Genomic DNA, 18,845 nt, shown 5'->3' with positions numbered 1-18,845 from the left:
ATTGCGTAAATGATCCAGATCACCCACGACCTGATCGACCTGGCGCCGATGATCGCGCGGGCGCAGGTCCCCGCGGCGGGGGCGGTGGTCACGTTCCTCGGGATCACCCGCGAGTTCACCGGCGACCGCCAGACGGTCGAGCTGGTCTACGAGGCCTACGCCGAGATGGCCCAACGCGAGCTGGAACGCTTGGAGCGGGAAGCCCGCGGCCGCTGGCCGCTCGAGGAGTGCTGCATCACCCACCGGCTAGGCCTCACGCCGCTCTCCGAGGCGAGTGTCGCCGTGGTGGTCAGCTCGGCCCACCGGCCCGAGGCGTTCGAGGCGGCCCGTTGGCTGATTGACGAGCTGAAACGCTCGGTCCCGATCTGGAAGCAGGAACGCTGGTCCGACGGCGCGACCGAGTGGGTCCACCCCGCGCCCGTGAGTGAGGGGGACGCCCCGTGACCTCGCCTTCGTCTATCGCAGCCGCCCCGCCGCTGGTCGACAGTTTTGGCCGCACGCACACCAGCCTGCGGCTCAGCGTGACCGACCGCTGCAACATCCGCTGCGTGTACTGCATGCCGGGTGAGCAGGTGCTGTTCCTGCCGCGGCGCGAAGTGCTGACCTTCGAAGAGCTGGAGCGGTTTGTGCGTGTCTCGGCCCGGCTGGGCGTGCGTCAGGTCCGGCTGACAGGCGGCGAGCCGCTGGTGCGCAGCGAGCTGTCCGAGCTGGTCCGCCGGCTGGTCGGCATCGCCGGCATCGACGAGGTCACGCTCACTACCAACGGCGTGCTGCTCGACCGGCACGCGGCAGAGCTGAAGGCGGCGGGCCTGGACCGGCTGAATATCAGCCTCGACACCGTGCGGCCCGAGGCGTTCCGCGAGCTGACCCGCCGCGACCTACTGCCCGAGGTGCTGCGCGGCATCGAGGCGGCCCAGCAGGCCGGCTTCTCGTCGATTCGGATCAACGCCATCGCCATGCGTGGCGTCACCGAGCAGGAGATCGTGCCGCTCGGCCGGTTCGCCCGCGAACGCGCGCTCGAGTTGCGGTTCATTGAATACATGCCGCTCGACGCCGACGCCTCGTGGCGGCGGGACCAGGTGCTGTCGGGCGATGAGATCTTGGCGGCGCTCGAAGCCGAATTCGGGCCGCTCTCGCCCGCCCCCCGCAGCGACCCAAGCCAGCCCGCCCGCGACTACGCATTCGCCGACGGCGGCGTGGTGGGCTTCATCAACCCGGTGACCCAGCCGTTCTGCAGCGACTGCAACCGACTGCGGCTGACGGCGGAGGGGCAAATCCGCAACTGCCTGTTCAGCCCCGAAGAATGGGACGCCCGGCGGCTGCTCCGCGACGGGGCTTCCGACGGCGACCTCGCCCGCCTAATCCGCGAAGCCGTCGCCGCCAAGCGGGCGGGCCACGGCATCGACGCGCCCGGCTTCCACCGGCCCGATCGGGCGATGTACCAGATCGGCGGCTGACTTCCTTGGCGGGATTCCGAACCATGGCGCGCATCTACCTCGACAACGCGGCGACAAGTTGGCCTAAGCCCCCGCAGGTGGTCGAGTCGATGGCCGGCCACCTTCGTGACGACGGGGGCTCGGCCGGCAGGGGAGGGCACGCGAGCGCGATGGGTGCACAGCGGATTGTCGACCGCGCACGGGAAGTCGTCGGGAGGCTGATCGGCGCCGAGCAGCCGAGCTGCATCGCATTCCTGCACAACGGCACCGACGCGTTGAACACCGCAATCCACGGCGTGCTGGGCCGCGGCGATCACGTGGTCACCACGGTGTGCGAGCACAACTCGGTCCTCCGCCCGCTGCACCACGCCGAGCGGCGGCTCGGCTGCGAGCTAACGGTCGTCGACTGTGACGACTCCGGCCGCGTTGATGCGGAGCGGCTGCTGGCGGCGGTCCGCCCCGACACGCGACTGGTAGCGCTGACGCACGCCTCGAACGTTACCGGCGCGCTGCAGCCGATCGAGGCGGTCGCCGCCGGGCTCCGCGACCGTGACACGCTGCTGCTGGTCGACGCCGCCCAGTCGGCAGGGCACGCCAGGATCGACGTGCAGGCGTTCGCCATCGACCTGTTGGCGGCGCCGGGGCACAAGGGCCTGCTCGGCCCCACGGGTACGGGGTTTCTGTACGTCCGGCCCGGCGTCGAGCGGCAGCTCACTCCGCTGCGGCAAGGCGGCACGGGCGGCCAGAGCGACCTGCCCGTGCAGCCCACCGAGATGCCAACGCTGCTGGAGTGCGGCAACGCGAACGTCGTTGGGCTGGCCGGATTGGTCGCTGGGGTGGAGCACGTGCTCGAAGTGGGCGTCGACGTGCTCGGCACGCAAATCGGCGAACGCACCCGCCAGCTGATCGACGGCCTGCTCGGGCTGCCTGGCTGCCGACTGTTCGGCCCGACCGAGTGTGCCGAGCGGGTGGGCGTTGTGAGCCTGCTGGTCGACGGTTATGATCCGCACGAACTGGCGGCCCTATTAGAGCTGTCCGCAGGCGTTGAATCGCGCGCCGGGCTGCACTGCGCCCCGCAGATGCACCGCCGACTGGGGACCTCCCAGGGCGGAACGCTGCGGCTCAGCTCCGGCGTGTTTACCACCGAAGACGAAATCGAGCAGGTGGTCGCCGCCATCGCAGCGGTTGCTGCTGGCTAGCCGCCGCGCTCCGACGCCACGCTCACCTCACCCACACGCCCATCGACGCATGCCCGCCGCGCCCAAGAACAGCGAACCCTGGTACAAGGACGGCCTCCGCTTCAAGTGCACCGGCTGCGGCGACTGCTGCACCGGCGCGCCGGGTTACGTGTGGGTCAACAAGGCCGAGATCGCCGCGCTGGCGGCGGAGGTCGAGCTGTCGGTGGCGGAGTTCGAACGGAAGTACATCCGCAAGATCGGTATCCGCAAGAGCCTCGCCGAATACTCAGACGGCGACTGTGTGTTCTTTGACCTTGAGTCCCGCGGCTGCCGGGTGTACGCCGCCCGGCCGCGGCAGTGCCGCACCTGGCCGTTCTGGGACTCGAACCTCAAGTCTGCCGAGGCCTGGGAAGAGACCTGCCAGGAGTGCCCCGGCAGCGGCAAGGGCAAGCTCTACCAACTCGACGATATCGAGGCCGCCCGCAAGACGTTCCACGTCTAGCTAGCGCCGCCGGCGTCCCCGCCGACCTTTCTGCTGGTTTGTTCTGATTAGGTAAAGCCTGTTGGTTGGGCTGCCGATACTCATTGCAACGACTTTGTCTCGTTGCGTGAGCCGTGGGTCCGTAGATGGCGTAAGTCTTTTGCCGTCAACGGTTTCCAACGCTCATGCCGCGCCAAGCCGGGCCCGAATGTGTCCAAAACGGCGTAAGATCTTTGAAAATATGGGCTTACGCAGATTCAACTCTGCTCGTCGCATTGCTTTGGGAACGGCTAAATCGCCCGCCCAACAGGCTTCGCGGCGTTGCTCGATGTTGACACTAATGCTTGCCAGACTTACACTTGGGTCATTAAGGGAGTCCTGTTTCGAGAGGGCTGATTCGGCTTTTCGCCGCCTTTCTCCAGGAGTCGGCTATGACTAAAAAAGAGATCGTCAAAACCATCTCCGAGGAGATCGGTCTGACCCAGCTCAAGACGAAGGAGATCGTCCAGAAGACGTTCGACGCTATCGTCGAAACGCTGGTCGAAGATCATCGGATTGAGCTTCGCAATTTTGGGGTCTTCGAGGTCAAGAAGCGGGCCGCACGCAAGGCCCGCAACCCGCGGACTGGCGAAAAGGTCTCGGTGCCCGAGAAGTTCGTGGTCACTTTCAAGCCAGGCAAAGAGATGGAGGAGCGGGTTCGAGAACTCGAACGCCGCGCCGCTGAGGAGCAGGCCCGCCGGGACGCCGAAGAGGCGGCTCGCGAGGCTGCAATGAACGCTCCCCCCAGCAGCAACGGATCCCATCCGCAGGACGGCTCCTCAAACCCGCCTGGCGCAAGCGGTTACGACCAGTCGCCCGGCTTTGGCTCGGGCAGCTAGCCCGCCGGCCTGAAAGCTCGATCTCGTCACCGATCTCTTCGTTCTGATCCGAGTGGCGCTGGCGCCAACCCTCTCACACGCATCCGCCAGCCAGGCGCACGGTCGCGCCGGCAGCCGCCCGCTCGGCAACTCAGCTGGACACCACCCGCGGGGACCGCTATCGTCCCCGGCCCGGTCGCTGGTGCCCGCCCACACGCCCACCAGCGGGGCGCCCCCTACTCGCACACACAAACGACCGCTCTCGGCGTAAACCACCGGGAGCCAAGCATTTTTGACGACGCGCCCGCACTGCGGGCGTCAGCAGCAGCCGGTGGGACCGGCTGAATTCCGCGCCACCAGCAGGCCGATGCCTGCGGGTGGACACTCACGGAGGAGCGCAGCAGCAATGCGTAAGTGGATATTGATTGTCGTTGCGGCTTGCGGTTTGGCTAGCAGCACGGGATGCCTTCTGCCGATCTACTCGGCCGACCCGGCCCGCCGTGCCCAGCAGCTGATCTACACGTCTGAGGACCTGCGTACGTTCCTGGACGAGTGGGAACGCATCTGGTTCTTGGACCAGCCGAGCCACATGAAGCCGTACCGCACCAACGGCCTGGTGATCTGATCCAGGCGGGCGGCTAGCAACCAGCGGTGAAAGTCAGGGCTGCGCCCCGGGAGCAGCTGCGCGGATTGTTCGCGCAGGCGTGGCCCGATAGCATGGCTGGCTGAACCTACCGCCGCCTGTTACCCCACGCTGCGCGCATGCTTGCAGATTCCGCTACCGCGGCCTCGCTAGAGGTATCGCTCGGCCGCTTGCGGCTGCCCAATCCCGTGCTGGTCGCCTCCGGCACTTTCGGCTACGCCCGCGAGATGGAGGCCTTCGTCGACCTCGCGCGGCTGGGCGGGATCGTGCCGAAGACCATCACGCACGAGCCCCGCCAGGGCAACGCGCCGTGGCGTACGGTCGAGACCTCGGGCGGGATGCTCAACGCCATCGGCCTCGACAACGACGGCCTTGAGGCGTTCATCGGCGGGCACCTGCCGTACCTGCGGTCGACCGGCGCGCCGATCATCGTCAGCGTCGCCGGCCGCACGCACGACGAGTTCGTCGCGATGTGCAGCCGGCTGGGTGAGGTCGAGGGCCCGGCGGCGATCGAGCTCAATATTTCGTGCCCGAACGTGTCGCACGGCGTCGACTTCGGCGTCGATCCGCAGATGTGCGAGCGGCTGGTGGCCGCCTGCCGCGCGGCGTGCGACCTGCCGATCCTCGCCAAGCTGACTCCCAACGTCACGAGCATCGCCGTGATGGCCAAAGCGGCCGAGGCGGGCGGCGCCGACGCCCTCTCGCTGATCAACACCGTGCTCGGCATGGTGGTCGACTGGCGGAAGCAGAAGCCCATCCTGGGCAACGGCGTCGGCGGCCTGTCGGGCCCGGCCATCAAGCCGATCGCCCTGCGGTGCGTCTACCAGGCCGCCCAGGCGACCCAGACCCCGATTGTCGGCATCGGCGGCATCCAGAACATCGACGACGTCATGGAGTTCCTGGTCGCCGGCGCCAGCGCGGTGCAGCTCGGCACGGTGAACTTTTACCGGCCGACCGCGAGCATGGAGGCGCTGGACGCGCTGCCGGGGGCGCTAGAGGAGCTGGGAGCTGCGAGCGTTACGCAAGTCGTCGGCACGTTGAAAGTCGCGAACGGGAATTAGAGGCATTTCATTGGAGCGATCGATGTCCGCTAGCCCGATGCAAGATTTGTTTGTTGATGATCTCGCGAAGGGGGTTATCGCGACTGCCGAACGACGGTGTAGACGGCTAGAGTCTACTAGCAATTCGGAAGTCCGATCGGTCGTCCATGACGAACTTCGCGGCATCTTTCACGGCGTTCTGGTGACACTCGACGGTAGTTCTGCGCTGGCTGACCACGGCCTTGTGTACGTTGTCGATGAAGACGGCGTGCGATTCGATCGAAACTTACACGAGACATGCTTTCGTTTCTGGTCAGACTCTTAAGGGGCGACAGCTGAACCAGGTATGCGAGACAGCATCGCACCTCTAATCTCTGCTGAAAACGAAGAAGTATTCAACCATGCGTGTCCTCTCAGGCATCCAACCCACCGGCCCGTTCCACTGGGGCAACTACTTCGGCGCGATCTCGCAGTACATTGAGCTGCAGGACGTGGCGGACGAGGCGTACTACTTCATTGCCAACCTGCACGCGCTGACCACGGTGCGTGACAAGGAATTGCTGCAGCAGTACACGCTCGACGGGGCGATCGACCTGCTGGCCCTGGGGCTGAACCCGGACAAGGCGGTGCTGTTCGTGCAGTCGGACGTGCCGGAAGTGAGCGAGCTCTGCTGGCTGCTGATGACCGGCACGCCAATGGGCCTGTTGGAACGCTGCGTCAGCTACAAGGACAAGCTCGCCAAGGGCCTGAAGGCCGACGCGGGGCTGTTCACCTACCCGGTGCTGCAGGCGGCCGACATCCTGGCCTACGACGCCGACGTCGTGCCGGTGGGCGAGGACCAGCTGCAGCACATCGAGGTTTGCCGCGACATCGCCGGCAGCTTCAACCACCACTTCGGCGAGACCTTCACCATGCCCAAGGGCAAGGTGCTCGACCAGTCGGCCCGCGTGCCGGGGATCGACGGCGAGAAGATGTCCAAGAGCTACGGCAACACCCTGGCCGTGTTCGACGACGCCAAGCGTCAGCGCAAGCAGATCATGCGGATCCAGACCGACAGCCGCCCAATGGACGAGGCCAAGGAGCCCGACGGCGACGTCCTGTACGACCTATTGAAGCTGGTCGCGCCTCAGGAGCAGGTCGACGAGATCGCCGCGCTGTACCGCCGCGGCGGCTTTGGCTACGGCGATATCAAGAAGGCCCTAGCCGAGGCGGCCGAGAACTACTGGGCCGAGGTCCGCGAGAAGCGGGCCGGGCTGGCCGCCAAGCCGGACTACGTTAAAGACGTGCTGGCCGCCGGCGCCAAGAAGGCGCGGGCCAAAGCGGCCGGCGTGCTCGAGCGAGCCCAAGCAGCCGCCGGACTGTACCGCTCGTAGTCTTCCCTCTTTGCCCCAGCCCACCCCGCCAGGGGTGGGACCGCGCAATCTGCTGCTCGCTACCGCGACAGTTTCGCGATCTGGTACCGCGCCTCGTCGGCGTTGTCGCAAATGATGGTGTAGAAGGCGGCCTCCTCGCCAACCTGGTCCATCCGCTTGGCCTCCTTGTCCCGCCAGCGGCGGGCCGCCTCGGGCGAGCGGGTCAGCACGACCGTTGTGAAGAACGTCCGCTGCTTCTTGTAGATCCGCTTGATGACGTAGTAGGTCTGGTTCTCAATCGGGTCCTTGTACTGCCGCTGCATGCTCGAGCTGGTGAGGTGCCGCTTGACGTCGAGCTCGACCTCCTCGAAGTCCTCGCCGAAGTGCTTGACGAACAGCGGGTCGGGGCCGCTGCGGGACTTGAAGTCGCCCTGCAGCGGCTGGGTCTTGCTGAGCTCCCGCAGGTAGGCGGCGAAGGCGTCGGTCTTGCGCTCCGCCAGGTAGTGCGTCAGGCCCCAGCTGATGGCGTAGCCGTACGAGGTGAGGTTCTGGTAGCTGACCGCCTCGCTGATCAGCCGCCCACTGCCGCCGGTGTCGCCCCCCGTTAGCTCCCACATGCGGATGTCGTTCATCCGCCCGGGGCCCTGCCAGCGGAGCACACGCTCGGGCATCTCACTCTTGCCCTGCCGCACCACCTTGCTGCTGACGCTCAGCGGGCTGAAGTACTCCGGCAGGCCCTCGCTCACCCAGGCGGGCCACTTCGACAGCCGCCGCTGGATGCCCGTGTTGTGCAGCACCTGGTGGATCCCCTCGTGGGCGACCGTGTAGGCGAACTGCTTCATCGCGAACTCCGGTGCCGAGTTCCACAGCTGCGTGTCCTCGTACAGGTGCACCCAATTGCTGAGACCGCTGTAGTAGGCGGCGACCTCCTCGGGCATCGGGTCGTGCCTGTCGAACGAGCGGCGGTCGGGGAAGATCACCACGACGAGCGGCGTCTCGGGGCGGTGGACCTTGAGACCCCACTCGCGGAGCTGCTCGACCACGCCCGCCAGCATCGTGTTGAGGATCGAGTGCGTGTGGTGGTAGAAGCCCTCCGAGCAGTTGTAGGCGTACAGGTAGTAGCCGTCGTGCACGAACTTGAAGTCGGCGAAGCCGTTGGCCCGCATCTTCTGCTCGATCTGGGCGCGGGTGTTGGACTTGAACGGCTGGTCGCAGGGGCGGGTGGCGGAGCGGCTGACGAAGTCGGCGCGGCCGTCGGGCAGGATGATCATCCGCTTGTCGCCCAGCTCGCACGCGACCTTGGCGATGACGGTCTTGCCGCCGGCGTCGCGGACGTAGGTCGTGGCGGCTTGGGCGGGCGTCGATTTGACGTCGAGCAGCCCGGCCAGCTTCCGCTCCACCACTCCCTGGGCGGGCGACACCTCGTGGCTCTCCTCGAGGCCCTCCTCGCCGGCCGCCTCGAGTCCCTGGCCGAGGTCCTGCATCTCGCGGCTGGCGTCTTCGAGCGCCTGGCGGGCCTCCTCGGGGTCGTCCGGGAGGTTCTCGAGCCGCTCGCGCATTTCCTCGAACCGCTTGCGGCGCTCCTCCATCTCCTGCCGGGCACGCTCGGCCGACGCGCGCTGCGCGGCCGCGGGCGTCGCGGAGAGTGAGGACCCGATGGTCAGCAGGAGCAGCAAGAACAGCAAAGCGAAACGCATCGGGCGGTCTCGTTCGGCGGAATGGGACGGCGAGAAGAGCGGGGCGACGGGCCGCGGCTACCCGCCCTCAGTGTAGAGGACACGCCCGCGGAGGTCGACAAGTTTCCGACTCAAAGCGGTGGCCGACCTGGCGGGACCGGAGGACTTTAGCGGCCGCCGACCAGCCGGCGCGTGCGCAACCGTTACAGGCCAAACTTCTGACCGCCCCGGTGGCCCAAACTGGCTGTTCGGCTGCCGCTTGGTTCAGCACCCGTCCACGGCTACCCGAAGCAAGATTAGAACGATTAGCGCAGGCACAGGACGCCAGACGCCCCACTCAACCCATGGACGGCTTCACCACGGCGCAGGAGATGTCGCCATGCACGACCCTCAGCCGATGACTAGCGACACGCGGTTTCACGGAATCGGTTCGCTTGTGCAGTGCGTGATCGCGGCCGGGCTCGTCGCGATGGTGGCCCGCTCTGAGGAGCTGGCGTTCCTGACGCCGTACTTGACCGTGATGCTCGCGTTCACGCTCTTCGACCGCTACCTGCGTCGGCGGCACCCGAGCGTGCTGAAAGAACTCTTGCGGCCGGGCGTGCCGGTCAGCGACAAGCTCACGTTCGTCGGCGGCGGCCTGCTGTTGACCCTCCACTTTGTAGTCGCGTTGTTGGACGTCGGTCGCTTCCACTGGTCGGGCGAATGCCCGCCGGAGATCCGCGTTGCGGGCCTGGTTGTCATGACCGGCGGGTTCGCGTTTGCCGCTTGGGCGATGGTGCTCAACCCGTTCTTCTCGCCGATTGTCCGCGTGCAGCGCGAGCGCAAGCACCGCGTCGTCACCGCCGGGCCGTACCGCCTGGTCCGCCACCCCTCGTACCTTGGGTTGAGCATCGGGGCGATCGCGAGCGGTTTCGCGTTGGGGTCCTACTGGTCGCTCATCCCGGCCGTGGCGTTTGTGCTGGTCTACGCCCGCCGGTCTGGGTTCGAGGACCGGGTGCTGACCGCCGAACTGGCCGGGTTTTCTCGGTACGCAAAGCTCGTCCGCTGGCGGATGGCGCCCGGCCTGTGGTAGCCGACTCATTCGCGGCCGGGGCAGGTTGACTCGCCGGCTGCTGTCGGTGGTAATGGTTGGTTTGCCGCAGCCGACGGCGTCCTCGTGTCCCACCGAACCGACCAGCATGAAGTTCCGCACCCGCGCCATCCACCACGGTCAAGAGAAGGACCCGCAGACCGGGGCCGTGACCCCGCCGGTGTACTTTACCTCCACCTTCGTCCAGCCGGGCGCAGGCGATTGGGGCGAGTACGACTACTCGCGGAGCGGCAACCCGACGCGGACCGCTCTGGAGACGACCGCCGCCTCGCTCGAGGGCTGCGGCGACGGGGGCGCGCTCGCGTTCGCCAGCGGCATGGCCGCCATCCACTGCGTCACCGGCCTGCTGAAGTCGGGCGACCACGTGCTGGCCGGCAGCGACATCTACGGCGGCGCCTACCGGCTGTTCCACAAGGTGATGAACCGCGCCGGCGTCGAGATCTCGCTGGCCGACGCCACGGACCCGACCGCCTTCGCCGCCGAGCTGCGGCCCAGCACCAAGCTGGTCTGGGTCGAGTCGCCAGGCAACCCCCGGATGAGCATCTGCGACTACGCGGCGATCGCCGAGGTTGCGCATCGGCACGGCGCGCTGATGGGCTGCGACAACACGTTCGCCACCCCGGTGCTGTGCCGCCCGCTGGAGCAGGGCGTCGATATCGTGATGCACTCCGCCACCAAGTACTACGGCGGCCACGGCGATGTGCTGGGCGGCCTGCTGGCGGTCTCGACCAAGGAGCTCTACGACCAGCTCTACTTCCTTCAGAACGCTACCGGCGCGGTCCTCGGTCCGATGGACTGCTTCCTGGTCTCACGCGGCATTAAGACCATGGAGCTGCGGGTGCTCGAGCAGAGCCGCACCGCGATGCGTCTGGCCGAGTGGCTCGACCCGCTGCCGGGGGTCGAGCGCGTGCTGTACGCGGGCCTGCCGAGCCACCCGGGGCACGCGATCGCCAAGCGTCAGATGCAAGGGGGCTTCGGCGGCATGCTGTCGCTCGAGCTCAAGGCGGGCTACGAGGCGGCCAAACGGTTTGTTGGCGCCACGAAGCTGTTTCAGCTTGCGGTCAGCCTCGGCGGGGTCGAGTCGCTGATCGAGCAGCCGGCCAGCATGTCGCACGCCAGCTACGACGCGGCCGACCGCGCAAAGCACGGCATCACCGACGGGCTGATCCGGCTGAGCGTCGGGCTCGAGGACTTCGACGACCTGCGGGCCGATCTGCAGCAGGCATTCGACGCCGCGGCGTCGGTCTAACTAGGCACGGCCATGCAGCTCGGTTTCGTTTCCGCGATTCTCAACGACCTCAACTTCGACGACGTGCTGGCGACCGCCGCGCGCGAGGGCTTCGACTGCGTCGAAGTAATGTGCTGGCAGCCCGACGGTCCGGACAAGAAGTTCGGCAGCGTGACGCACCTCGACCTCACGGCGTTGACGCAGGCCCGGGCCGACGACATCCTGGCGCGCTGCGCGCAGCACGGCGTGGCGATCTCGGCGCTGGGGTTCTATTCGGTGCCGCTGTCAGCGGACCGCGAGCAGGCCGAGGCGGCCGTCGCGCACCTGCACACGCTGATCGACGCCGCGCCGCTGCTGCGGCAGTCGACGATCAACTCGTTTGTCGGCGCCAATCACTTGCTGTCGATGGACGACAACCTGCGGCTGTTTGCCAAGGTCTGGCCCGACATCGTGCGGCACGCCGAGGACCGCGGCGTGCGGATCGGCATCGAGAACTGCCCGGTGCTCAACCGCAACACCTGGCCGTTCGGCGTCAACCTGGCGCACTCGCCCGCGGTCTGGCGGAGGATGTTCGACGTGATCCCGTCGGCCAGTTTCGGGCTGAATTACGACCCGTCGCACATGGTGATGCAGCTGATGGACCCGATCGGGCCGATCGCGGAGTTCGCCGACCGCATCTTCCACGCCCACGCCAAGGACATGCAGATCGATCGCGAGCGGCTGAACCAAGTAGGCTCGCTGGCCCCGCCGATGCAGCGGAGTGCCGCCAAGATCCCGGGGCGGGGGGAAATCGACTGGCGGGCGTTTGTCGCCGCCTTGCGGGCCGCCGGATTCCACGGGGCCTTGTGCGTCGAATGCGAGGACCACGACTACGAGGGACCGCTAGAACAGCGTCTGGAGGGGCTAAGAATGGGGCAAAACTGCCTCCGCCCGCTGTTAGGGGAGACTCAACTGGGCAGCTGAAGTAGAATAGGGGCTTTGTGCTCTTTCCTGCCCGATCCCACGACTCCCTGGCTGATTCATGGCCGCGTTCGACAAGTGGCTAACCGGCCTGCCAGCCGACGCGACCGTGGCCGACGCCGCCCGGATCGCAATTGGGACCCGGTCGAGCGAGATGGCGTCGCGTTTGGAGTTGGCGGCCGCCGGCGTTGATCAGGACCGAGAGCACGTCCATCAGCTCCGCGTTGCTTCGCGGAGGACGGCCGCCGTGCTCAAGACGTTTCAGAAGGTCCTGCCCGAGCGGCGGGCAGACAGGCTTAGCTGGTCGGCCAGGATTTCGCGGCGGGCGGCCGGGCCCGCCCGCGACCTCGATGTTTTCCTCATCCGGCTCGAGCAAGAAAACCTGTTGCCCGGGCTGCAGGGCCGGCTTTATGCGCTCCGCGAGGAGGCCCAAAGCGATATCGTGCGGGCGTTCGTCAAGCTCGACGGTGGCGAACAGGTACGCCGCCAGGCGGCCAAGCTCGTGGCGCGTCTGCCGGCCGACCACAAGCAGGCCAGGCGGCTGTCGGAGCGGTCGTTCGCCGATTGGGCCGCCGAGCGACTGCGGCGCGAGGCCGACCGGTTTGGCAAGTCCGCGCCGGCCGCTGGCGCACCGGTCGAGGAGCTGCACGCGTTCCGAATCGCCGCGAAACGGCTGCGGTACGCGCTCGAGGTGTTGGCGGCGGGTATCGGCATGGAATCGAGCAAGGCGGCCTACTCGCAGCTCAAGAAGGCGCAGGACCGGTTGGGGGCGATCAATGACCACGCGACCTGGATCGTGCGGCTGCGGGACGTGATCGAGCAATCGCGCGCCAATGAACGGGCCGGAATCAATGACTTGATCCAGTATGAGGAGCAGTGCCAAAGCGAGGCGATTGCCGCGTTCCACAAGTGGTGGCGCCCCAAGCGGGCAGCAAAGCTGGCTGGTCTGCTAGGGCAAGAGCCGGCCGACGACTCCACCCCCGAAACTGCTCCGATGCCCGAACCCGACGCCTAGAGCATTTTCCGTGTTGGCGTTCCGGTCCCGCGCAGGCTCCTCGCCCCGATGCGCCCAGGCCGAAGCAGGCCGGTGGCTACCCGTCGATGCAGGCCGACAAAGCAGCGGTGCGAGAGGCCAAGCCCGAGCGGAACGCCAACTCGGAAAGTGCTCTAAGCCTGCAGCGTAATCCCGCAGCCTAACTGGGCGAGGCCAGGGCCGCCGGGTCGCCATCTAGCTGGGAGCCCATGGTGACCGGCCTGGCGATGGCGGCGGCCAGGCGGTCGACGAACTCGCCGCGGCTGATCTCTACGGCGCCCATGCTGCCGGTGTGCTCGGTCCACTGCTGGATGTCGAGCAGCCCGTGCCCCCGGGCGGCGAGGTGCGCGACCAGGCTGGCGAGCGCCACCTTTGAGGCGTCGGTCTCGAGGTGGAACATCGACTCGGCGGCGAAGGCCCCCCCGATCGAGACGCCGTAGACCCCGCCGACTAGTTGGTTATCGCGCCACACCTCGACGCTGTGCGCGTGGCCCAACTCGTGCATGCGACCGTAGGCGACCTTCATGTGCGTCGTGATCCAGGTCCCGCCACGGCGGTCGGGGGCCGAAGCGCAGCCCTGCATCACCCTGTCGAACGCCTGGTTGAGCGTCACCCGGAACCGGCCCGAGCGGAGGCGCCGCCGCAGCCGCCGCGAGACGTGCAGGCCGTCGAGCTCGATCACCGCGCGGGGGTCGGGCGACCACCACAAGAGCGGCGAGTGGTCGTCGTCGGGCCACGGGAAGATGCCGTGTCGGTAGGCGTCTAGCAGCCACTCCGGGTCGAGCCGTCCACCAATCGCCACCAGCCCTTCGGGACTGGCCTCGCTGGGCGGGGGAAAGATGCTGGAGCGGGCCGGATTCATCCCACGAGCGTAGCTGCGACCAGCGCCGGCATGCAAGCGGTTTGGGCCGGGCCGCCTACTTGGTCGGGGTCAGCCACGACTGCTTGACCTCGCCGAGCATCTCTTCCCAAATGATGCCCTGCAGCATCCCGGATTCGACCCGGCGGGAGTAGGTCACCCGGCAGGTGAACTTTGGCTCAAGCCAGGTCGCCGAGCCGGGCACCGTCACAAACGGGCGAGGGGCCTTCGCCTGGGCGAACTTCATCGGCAACTCTTTGGCTTCCTCCTCGGTAAACTGCGGGTACACCCGGCCGGCGTAGTAGAGCCTGCCGTTGTACTCAGTAGCCAGCAGCAGGCGGTCGATCGAGCTGTCTTGGGCCAGCTCGTAGCCGATAACCAGGGCGTCGATGGCTTGGCGTTCGGGGATCCCCGAGGGGACGCCCGACTTGCCGCCGCCTGGCAGCGGGGCGCCGCTAACCGCGGCGTCGTCGGCGAACGAGTTGAGCGCATCTTCCATGTCCATGTCGCCGTTGCCGCCGGCCTTTTCGGCGATCGCGCCGAGCAGGTTTTTCTTGGCCGGGGCCTTGAAGCCCCAGTTCCAGACCGCGTCGTAGGGGATTCCGCCGATGATCAGCATCGCAAACAGCGTCGCGCTGAGTGTGATGTTGGCCGAATTAACAACCCAGAACCGCTCGGGGAGCTTGACGAAGGTCTTCATCCAGCCCTTTAGCGGGCTCACTACCAGGTCCATGACGCCCATGTCGGTGTCGGACGAGGCGGCCATGAAGAACGCCAGCAGGTGGCACGCGGCGAACAGGCTGGCGCCGATCAGCAGCTGGCAGACCGCCCACACGGTGCGGAGCGCCGGGTCCTCGACCGTGTAGAGCCGCACGCCGAGGCTAAGTGCCGCGACGGCTAGCGTCGTGCCGATCAGGAGCCAGCCCCACTTGGGGACCAGGGTCGCCCAGACCTCCGCGTGGCTCTTGCTCGGGCCGCTGGTTGGCTGCCCGGAGCACGCCTGCTCCCATTCGGGGGCGATGTCGACGTGGATCCCGAGCGACGCGTACCAGCCGCAAGACGGGCAGGCCGAGAGCTTGCCATCCGGCAGGGCGCATTCGCACTTTTCGCAGACAGGGCCGGTGGGCTCCTCCGCAAATTGGGTGTCGCCCCCGTCGAATCCGGGCAAACTGTCGAGCGTGTCCGACATGGTCGTGTAGTCCTTGGTCGCAGAACGATCGGGGGGCGTGGAACCTCCACAACCCTAGCTTCCATTTGTGCGGGCGCAGCGGGGATCTGCGAAATGTGGAGAGGGTGGCGCGGATTGGAGCGGCTGTACGGGCAGGGTTTTTTCTGCTGCGTCGATTTGCTGACCACGCGGCCCGCGTCCGCTATAATGAAAATCGCTCGCTTTTCCGGATGGCGTATTCGCCGCAGACGAACGAACAAGAACTTCGACGCCGATGTCTCACCCGCCATCTGAGGAGGTAGCGTTGCCCTCCGCCATCGATGAGCCGCTCGCCGAGTCGGAGCGGCAGATGTTCGACAAGCCGAACCTGCAGCTGCGCGACCCCGACCCGTACGCCTTCGCCAACCGCATCTGGCGGCTGACGCTCGTGTTCGCGGTGCTGTGCGCCGTGGCGGCCGGGCCGTACCTGGCGGGGCAGTTCTGGTACACGGCCCGCTACAACACCCTCAAGGCCGAGCACGACGCCGCGGGCGAGATCCTCGGCGACCTCCGCCCCCGGCTGCAGGACTTTGCCCTCGCCTCGCGGATGGTCGCCAAGAAGGTCGGCCCGTCGGTGGTCAATATCTACCGGCCCCACTTCCGCGGCACCGACGGCCAGGGCTCGGGCGTGATCATGGACGAGGCAGGATTCATCCTGACCAACTTCCACGTCGTCGAGGACGCCAAGGGGCTGCGGGTGCAGCTTGACGACGGCCGCGACCTCGACGCCGCGGTGATCGGCTACGACCGCGCGACCGACCTCGCCGTGCTTAAGGTCAACGCCGAGAACCTGATTGCCGCCAGCTGGGGCGACAGCGACCTCATGGAGCTCGGCGACATGGTCTGGGCGATGGGCAGCCCGTTCGGCCTCAGCCGCAGCATCACCTTCGGCATCGTCAGCGCGAAGCACCGCAGCAGCCAGAACGGCATCCGTACGGCCAGCGTCTACCAGGAGTACCTGCAGACGGACGTCGCCGTGAACCCGGGCAACAGCGGCGGGCCGCTGGTCGACCTCGAGGGCCGCGTCGTGGGGATCAACACGGCGATCCTCGGCGAGACCTACCAGGGCGTGAGCTTCGCCATCCCGTCGGCAATCGCGCGGGAGAAGTACGAGCAGCTCCGCGACAAGGGCTATATCGAACGCGGCTACCTCGGCGTGCAGCCGAGCGCCGTGCCCGAACGCGTCCGCCGCAAGCTCGAGCTCGAGCAGGGCCAGGGCGTGCTGATCGCCGACGTTGTGGCCGACGGCCCGGCCGGCCTGGCCGGCATCCAGCGGTTCGACGTTATCCTCCGCTGGAACAACCACGAGGCGACCAACCCCACGATGCTCAGCCGCACGATCGCCAATACCCAGATCGGCTCGACCGCCACGGTGCTGGTCAAGCGGGTCGAGCAGGGCCAGGTCGTCGAGAAGAGCATGGACGTCGAGGTCGGCTTGAAGCCGTACGCCGACGAGGCGCCTACCAAGCTCGACTGACGCGGCGTTACACTGACGCGGCGGCCGCGCCCGATCCGTCCGGACGGGCCGAGTTCTTCGAATCGGTCGCGCCACTAACCGGCCCCATTAACCGGCCCACGCACCGACGCACCACGCCGGGCCCGAGACTCTCGTTCACGGATGAGCAACGCCAGCCCACTCGACGCCAAGGAGGTAGTCCGCCAGCAGGTCGACATTGTCGACGTGGTGGGCGAGTCGTACGAGCTCCGCCGGCAGGGTCGCAACTACGTTTGCCGCTGCCCCTGGCACGACGACACCAAGCCGAGCCTGACCATCAACCAGGAGCGGCAGAGCTGGCGGTGCTGGGTCTGCGATATCGGCGGCGACGTCTTCAGCTTCGTCATGAAGCGGGACGGCATTGGCTTCCGCGAGGCGCTCGAGCTGCTGGCCGACCGCGTCGGCGTCAGCCTGGCCCCGGCCCGCGGCAAGGCGGCCCAGCCGGGCGGACCGGGCGACAAGAAGACCCTGTTCGCCGCGATGGCGTACGCCGAGCAGATGTTCTACCGCTGCCTGGTCGAGAGCCCCGAGGCGGCGCCGGCCCGCGACTACCTGGCCGGCCGCGGCATCGACGCCGACAGCATCGAACGGCACCGCATCGGCTTCGCCCCCGACAGCTGGGACTGGCTGAAGAACAAGGCCACCGCCCACGGCTTCTCGCAGGCGGTGCTGGCGCGGGTCGGCCTGGTCCGCGAGCGCGAGAACAAGAGCGGCGCTTACGACTTCTTCCGCGGCCGCGTGATGTTCCCGATCCACGACCTGCAGTCGCGGCCGATCGCCTTCGGCGGGCGGATCCTGCCGCAGCTAGCAGAGAACGCCGGCGGCAAGTACGTCAACTCACCCGAGACCCCGCTCTACTCCAAGAGCAACCAGCTGTACGCCCTGCACATCGCCCGGGACGCCGTGCAGAAGGAGGGCTTCCTGACGGTGATGGAGGGCTACACGGACGTCGTGATGGCCCACCAAAACGGCCTGACGAACGTCGTGGCGTGCTGCGGCACGGCCCTCGGCGAGACCCACCTCAAGCTCATCCAGCGGTTCACTGATAGCGTCGCGCTGGTGCTCGACGGCGACGCCGCCGGGCAGCGGCGTGCTAGCGAGGTGCTCGAACTCTTTGTGACAAATCAGGTCGATCTGCGGATTCTGACCTTGCCTGAAAACCTCGATCCATGTGATTTTATTGCTACGCCTAAGGAAGGACCCAAGGATGGGTGCGGCGTCGAGGCCTTCCGGAAGTTGCTCGCCAACGCCCCGGACGCCCTGCAACACAAACTCAATACAGCGACCAACGGATTGGTTACTCTCCACAACACGCACGCCGCGACGCGCGCCGCCGAGGATGTCCTGGCCACGCTGGCCAAGGTTCCGACCGGCATGGCGAACACCGCCGCGATGCTCCGCGAGCAGTCGCTGCTGAGCGCCCTGTCGGGTCGGCTCCGCCTGCCGCAGGAGCACCTGCAGGCCCGGCTGGTCGCGCTGCGTCAGGAGCGGGCGAGCAAGCCGTTGGTCCGCCAGGCGCCCCAACCAACGAATCCGCAACCGTCCAAGCCGCGGCCCAACGCTTCGCGGGCGGCCGCCCCGAAGCCGGCCCGCCCCGCCGCGGACTCCGACCCAAACGCCGCGTTGATGGACTCGGCCTACGAGAACGCCGAGGAGCACTTCCCCGGCGACGCCCTCGGCGAGCCCGACCTCGACGCCGCGTCGTTCGACAGCGTGGAGCGAGGCTCCGCGGACGCCGTCGAGCCGACCTCGAACCTGCCGGCCAAGCTTACCGCCAACGACCGCGAGCTGCTGGAGCTGATGCTGCTCGACAACGACTGCGCCCGCCGCATCTCGGAGTCGATCCCGCTCGACTCGATCGAGTCGTCGACCGGCCAGGCGTTGTTCCTGGCGTGCCGCGACGCGTTGGAGGTCGAGGGCCAGGTCAGCCTCCACTGGGTGCTCGACGCCCTGCCCAACGAGCGGCTCAAGAGCGCCCTAGTCGCCATCGACGACGACGCCCAGGCCAAGAGCGCCGGCGACAAGCTCCGGCGGCTATCCGATGCAATTGACAGAGAGCAGCAGAAACAAGACGCGCTGCAACGCGCAAAACACAAAGCCGCTCAGCTCGAGTCAAGCCTTAGCGAAAACCAGAAGGACGAGGAGTTGATTAGGTTCTTCGAGAACCTCAAGAGCGAAAAGAACCGGCAGACGGGGTCCTTGCCCACGGAAGGGTAGGGGGTCTGGCCGGATCACGCGGGCGCGCCGTGACCCGAGCGGCGCGCGACCACCGCGTGAAACGTCACCTCACTTAGACGCACAGGATGTGCG

At 67.3% G+C, this 18,845-nt stretch carries 17 protein-coding genes; 14 read left to right on the top strand and 3 right to left on the bottom strand.

Annotation, left to right across the window (positions count from 1 at the left end; all coding sequences use genetic code 11):
• Positions 1-9: 9 nt before the first annotated feature.
• The 8 genes from Pla123a_RS20800 to trpS all read left to right on the top strand — a co-directional run bounded on the left by Pla123a_RS20800 (position 10) and on the right by trpS (position 7,008).
• Complete coding sequence (locus Pla123a_RS20800; protein ID WP_146590586.1) at positions 10-444, top strand: molybdenum cofactor biosynthesis protein MoaE; 435 nt, start codon at positions 10-12, stop codon at positions 442-444.
• A complete protein-coding gene (moaA, locus tag Pla123a_RS20795; protein ID WP_231956578.1) occupies positions 441-1,457 on the top strand; it encodes a GTP 3',8-cyclase MoaA in 1,017 nt (338 codons plus the stop codon). Before Pla123a_RS20800 ends, moaA begins: the two co-directional genes overlap by 4 nt.
• Positions 1,458-1,480: 23 nt before the next feature.
• Positions 1,481-2,635 carry an aminotransferase class V-fold PLP-dependent enzyme gene (locus Pla123a_RS20790; RefSeq protein ID WP_146590584.1) on the top strand — a complete coding sequence of 385 codons (1,155 nt, stop codon included), beginning with the start codon at positions 1,481-1,483 and terminating at the stop codon, positions 2,633-2,635.
• A gap of 49 nt (positions 2,636-2,684) precedes the next feature.
• Entirely contained in the window at positions 2,685-3,116 is a 432-nt protein-coding gene (locus Pla123a_RS20785) for a YkgJ family cysteine cluster protein (protein WP_146590582.1), read from the top strand.
• Positions 3,117-3,526: 410 nt separating this feature from the next.
• Positions 3,527-3,973: an HU family DNA-binding protein gene (locus Pla123a_RS25070; protein ID WP_231956577.1), complete on the top strand. Its 447-nt coding sequence runs from the start codon at positions 3,527-3,529 to the stop codon at positions 3,971-3,973.
• A 385-nt stretch (positions 3,974-4,358) separates the two neighbouring features.
• Positions 4,359-4,577: a hypothetical protein gene (locus tag Pla123a_RS20775; protein ID WP_146590580.1), complete on the top strand. Its 219-nt coding sequence runs from the start codon at positions 4,359-4,361 to the stop codon at positions 4,575-4,577.
• Positions 4,578-4,714: 137 nt separating this feature from the next.
• Entirely contained in the window at positions 4,715-5,656 is a 942-nt protein-coding gene (locus tag Pla123a_RS20770) for a dihydroorotate dehydrogenase (RefSeq protein WP_146590578.1), read from the top strand.
• Between the two features lie 380 nt (positions 5,657-6,036).
• A complete protein-coding gene (gene trpS, locus Pla123a_RS20765; RefSeq protein WP_146590576.1) occupies positions 6,037-7,008 on the top strand; it encodes a tryptophan--tRNA ligase in 972 nt (323 codons plus the stop codon).
• 59 nt (positions 7,009-7,067) lie between these two features.
• On the opposite strand, the gene Pla123a_RS20760 is transcribed toward trpS, so the two are convergent.
• Positions 7,068-8,684, bottom strand: a complete 1,617-nt coding sequence (locus Pla123a_RS20760; RefSeq protein ID WP_146590574.1) for a DUF1570 domain-containing protein — start codon at positions 8,682-8,684, stop codon at positions 7,068-7,070.
• Positions 8,685-9,042: 358 nt separating this feature from the next.
• Here Pla123a_RS20760 and Pla123a_RS20755 point away from each other — a divergent pair, with 358 nt between their 5' ends.
• The 4 genes from Pla123a_RS20755 to Pla123a_RS20740 all read left to right on the top strand — a co-directional run bounded on the left by Pla123a_RS20755 (position 9,043) and on the right by Pla123a_RS20740 (position 12,956).
• Positions 9,043-9,735 (top strand): methyltransferase family protein, encoded by a 693-nt coding sequence (locus Pla123a_RS20755; RefSeq protein WP_146590572.1) that lies wholly within the window; start codon positions 9,043-9,045, stop codon positions 9,733-9,735.
• A 106-nt stretch (positions 9,736-9,841) separates the two neighbouring features.
• On the top strand, positions 9,842-11,002 hold the full coding sequence (locus Pla123a_RS20750) for a trans-sulfuration enzyme family protein (protein WP_146590570.1): 1,161 nt from the start codon (positions 9,842-9,844) through the stop codon (positions 11,000-11,002).
• Positions 11,003-11,014: 12 nt separating this feature from the next.
• On the top strand, positions 11,015-11,944 hold the full coding sequence (locus Pla123a_RS20745; RefSeq protein ID WP_146590568.1) for a sugar phosphate isomerase/epimerase family protein: 930 nt from the start codon (positions 11,015-11,017) through the stop codon (positions 11,942-11,944).
• A 58-nt stretch (positions 11,945-12,002) separates the two neighbouring features.
• Positions 12,003-12,956: a CHAD domain-containing protein gene (locus Pla123a_RS20740; RefSeq protein WP_146590566.1), complete on the top strand. Its 954-nt coding sequence runs from the start codon at positions 12,003-12,005 to the stop codon at positions 12,954-12,956.
• Between the two features lie 178 nt (positions 12,957-13,134).
• Here the strand turns inward: Pla123a_RS20740 and aat are convergent, their stop codons facing one another.
• Entirely contained in the window at positions 13,135-13,836 is a 702-nt protein-coding gene (gene aat / locus Pla123a_RS20735; protein WP_146590564.1) for a leucyl/phenylalanyl-tRNA--protein transferase, read from the bottom strand.
• Between the two features lie 55 nt (positions 13,837-13,891).
• Positions 13,892-15,022 (bottom strand): ATP dependent DNA ligase, encoded by a 1,131-nt coding sequence (locus tag Pla123a_RS20730; RefSeq protein WP_146590562.1) that lies wholly within the window; start codon positions 15,020-15,022, stop codon positions 13,892-13,894.
• Positions 15,023-15,305: 283 nt separating this feature from the next.
• Between Pla123a_RS20730 and Pla123a_RS20725 the strand changes: the two genes are divergently transcribed.
• Positions 15,306-16,517: a S1C family serine protease gene (locus Pla123a_RS20725; protein WP_146590560.1), complete on the top strand. Its 1,212-nt coding sequence runs from the start codon at positions 15,306-15,308 to the stop codon at positions 16,515-16,517.
• A 141-nt stretch (positions 16,518-16,658) separates the two neighbouring features.
• Entirely contained in the window at positions 16,659-18,752 is a 2,094-nt protein-coding gene (gene dnaG / locus Pla123a_RS20720) for a DNA primase (RefSeq protein WP_146590558.1), read from the top strand.
• The last annotated feature ends 93 nt before the right edge of the window (positions 18,753-18,845 follow it).

Source organism: Posidoniimonas polymericola (genome assembly GCF_007859935.1).
GTDB classification, from domain to species: domain Bacteria; phylum Planctomycetota; class Planctomycetia; order Pirellulales; family Lacipirellulaceae; genus Posidoniimonas; species Posidoniimonas polymericola.
Note: the sequence above shows the minus strand (reverse complement) of the source record. Positions and strands in the feature narration are given on the sequence as shown.

What these genes read in the sequence shown, in the direction of transcription:
- Pla123a_RS20800 (WP_146590586.1), top strand. Translation starts at nt 10, where the DNA reads ATGATCCAGATCACCCACGACCTGATCGACCTGGCGCCGATGATCGCG.
- Pla123a_RS20790 (WP_146590584.1), top strand. Translation starts at nt 1,481, where the DNA reads ATGGCGCGCATCTACCTCGACAACGCGGCGACAAGTTGGCCTAAGCCC.
- Pla123a_RS20785 (WP_146590582.1), top strand. Translation starts at nt 2,685, where the DNA reads ATGCCCGCCGCGCCCAAGAACAGCGAACCCTGGTACAAGGACGGCCTC.
- Pla123a_RS25070 (WP_231956577.1), top strand. Translation starts at nt 3,527, where the DNA reads ATGACTAAAAAAGAGATCGTCAAAACCATCTCCGAGGAGATCGGTCTG.
- Pla123a_RS20775 (WP_146590580.1), top strand. Translation starts at nt 4,359, where the DNA reads ATGCGTAAGTGGATATTGATTGTCGTTGCGGCTTGCGGTTTGGCTAGC.
- Pla123a_RS20770 (WP_146590578.1), top strand. Translation starts at nt 4,715, where the DNA reads ATGCTTGCAGATTCCGCTACCGCGGCCTCGCTAGAGGTATCGCTCGGC.
- trpS (WP_146590576.1), top strand. Translation starts at nt 6,037, where the DNA reads ATGCGTGTCCTCTCAGGCATCCAACCCACCGGCCCGTTCCACTGGGGC.
- Pla123a_RS20760 (WP_146590574.1), bottom strand. Translation starts at nt 8,684, where the DNA reads ATGCGTTTCGCTTTGCTGTTCTTGCTGCTCCTGCTGACCATCGGGTCC.
- Pla123a_RS20755 (WP_146590572.1), top strand. Translation starts at nt 9,043, where the DNA reads ATGCACGACCCTCAGCCGATGACTAGCGACACGCGGTTTCACGGAATC.
- Pla123a_RS20750 (WP_146590570.1), top strand. Translation starts at nt 9,842, where the DNA reads ATGAAGTTCCGCACCCGCGCCATCCACCACGGTCAAGAGAAGGACCCG.
- Pla123a_RS20745 (WP_146590568.1), top strand. Translation starts at nt 11,015, where the DNA reads ATGCAGCTCGGTTTCGTTTCCGCGATTCTCAACGACCTCAACTTCGAC.
- Pla123a_RS20740 (WP_146590566.1), top strand. Translation starts at nt 12,003, where the DNA reads ATGGCCGCGTTCGACAAGTGGCTAACCGGCCTGCCAGCCGACGCGACC.
- aat (WP_146590564.1), bottom strand. Translation starts at nt 13,836, where the DNA reads ATGAATCCGGCCCGCTCCAGCATCTTTCCCCCGCCCAGCGAGGCCAGT.
- Pla123a_RS20730 (WP_146590562.1), bottom strand. Translation starts at nt 15,022, where the DNA reads ATGTCGGACACGCTCGACAGTTTGCCCGGATTCGACGGGGGCGACACC.
- dnaG (WP_146590558.1), top strand. Translation starts at nt 16,659, where the DNA reads ATGAGCAACGCCAGCCCACTCGACGCCAAGGAGGTAGTCCGCCAGCAG.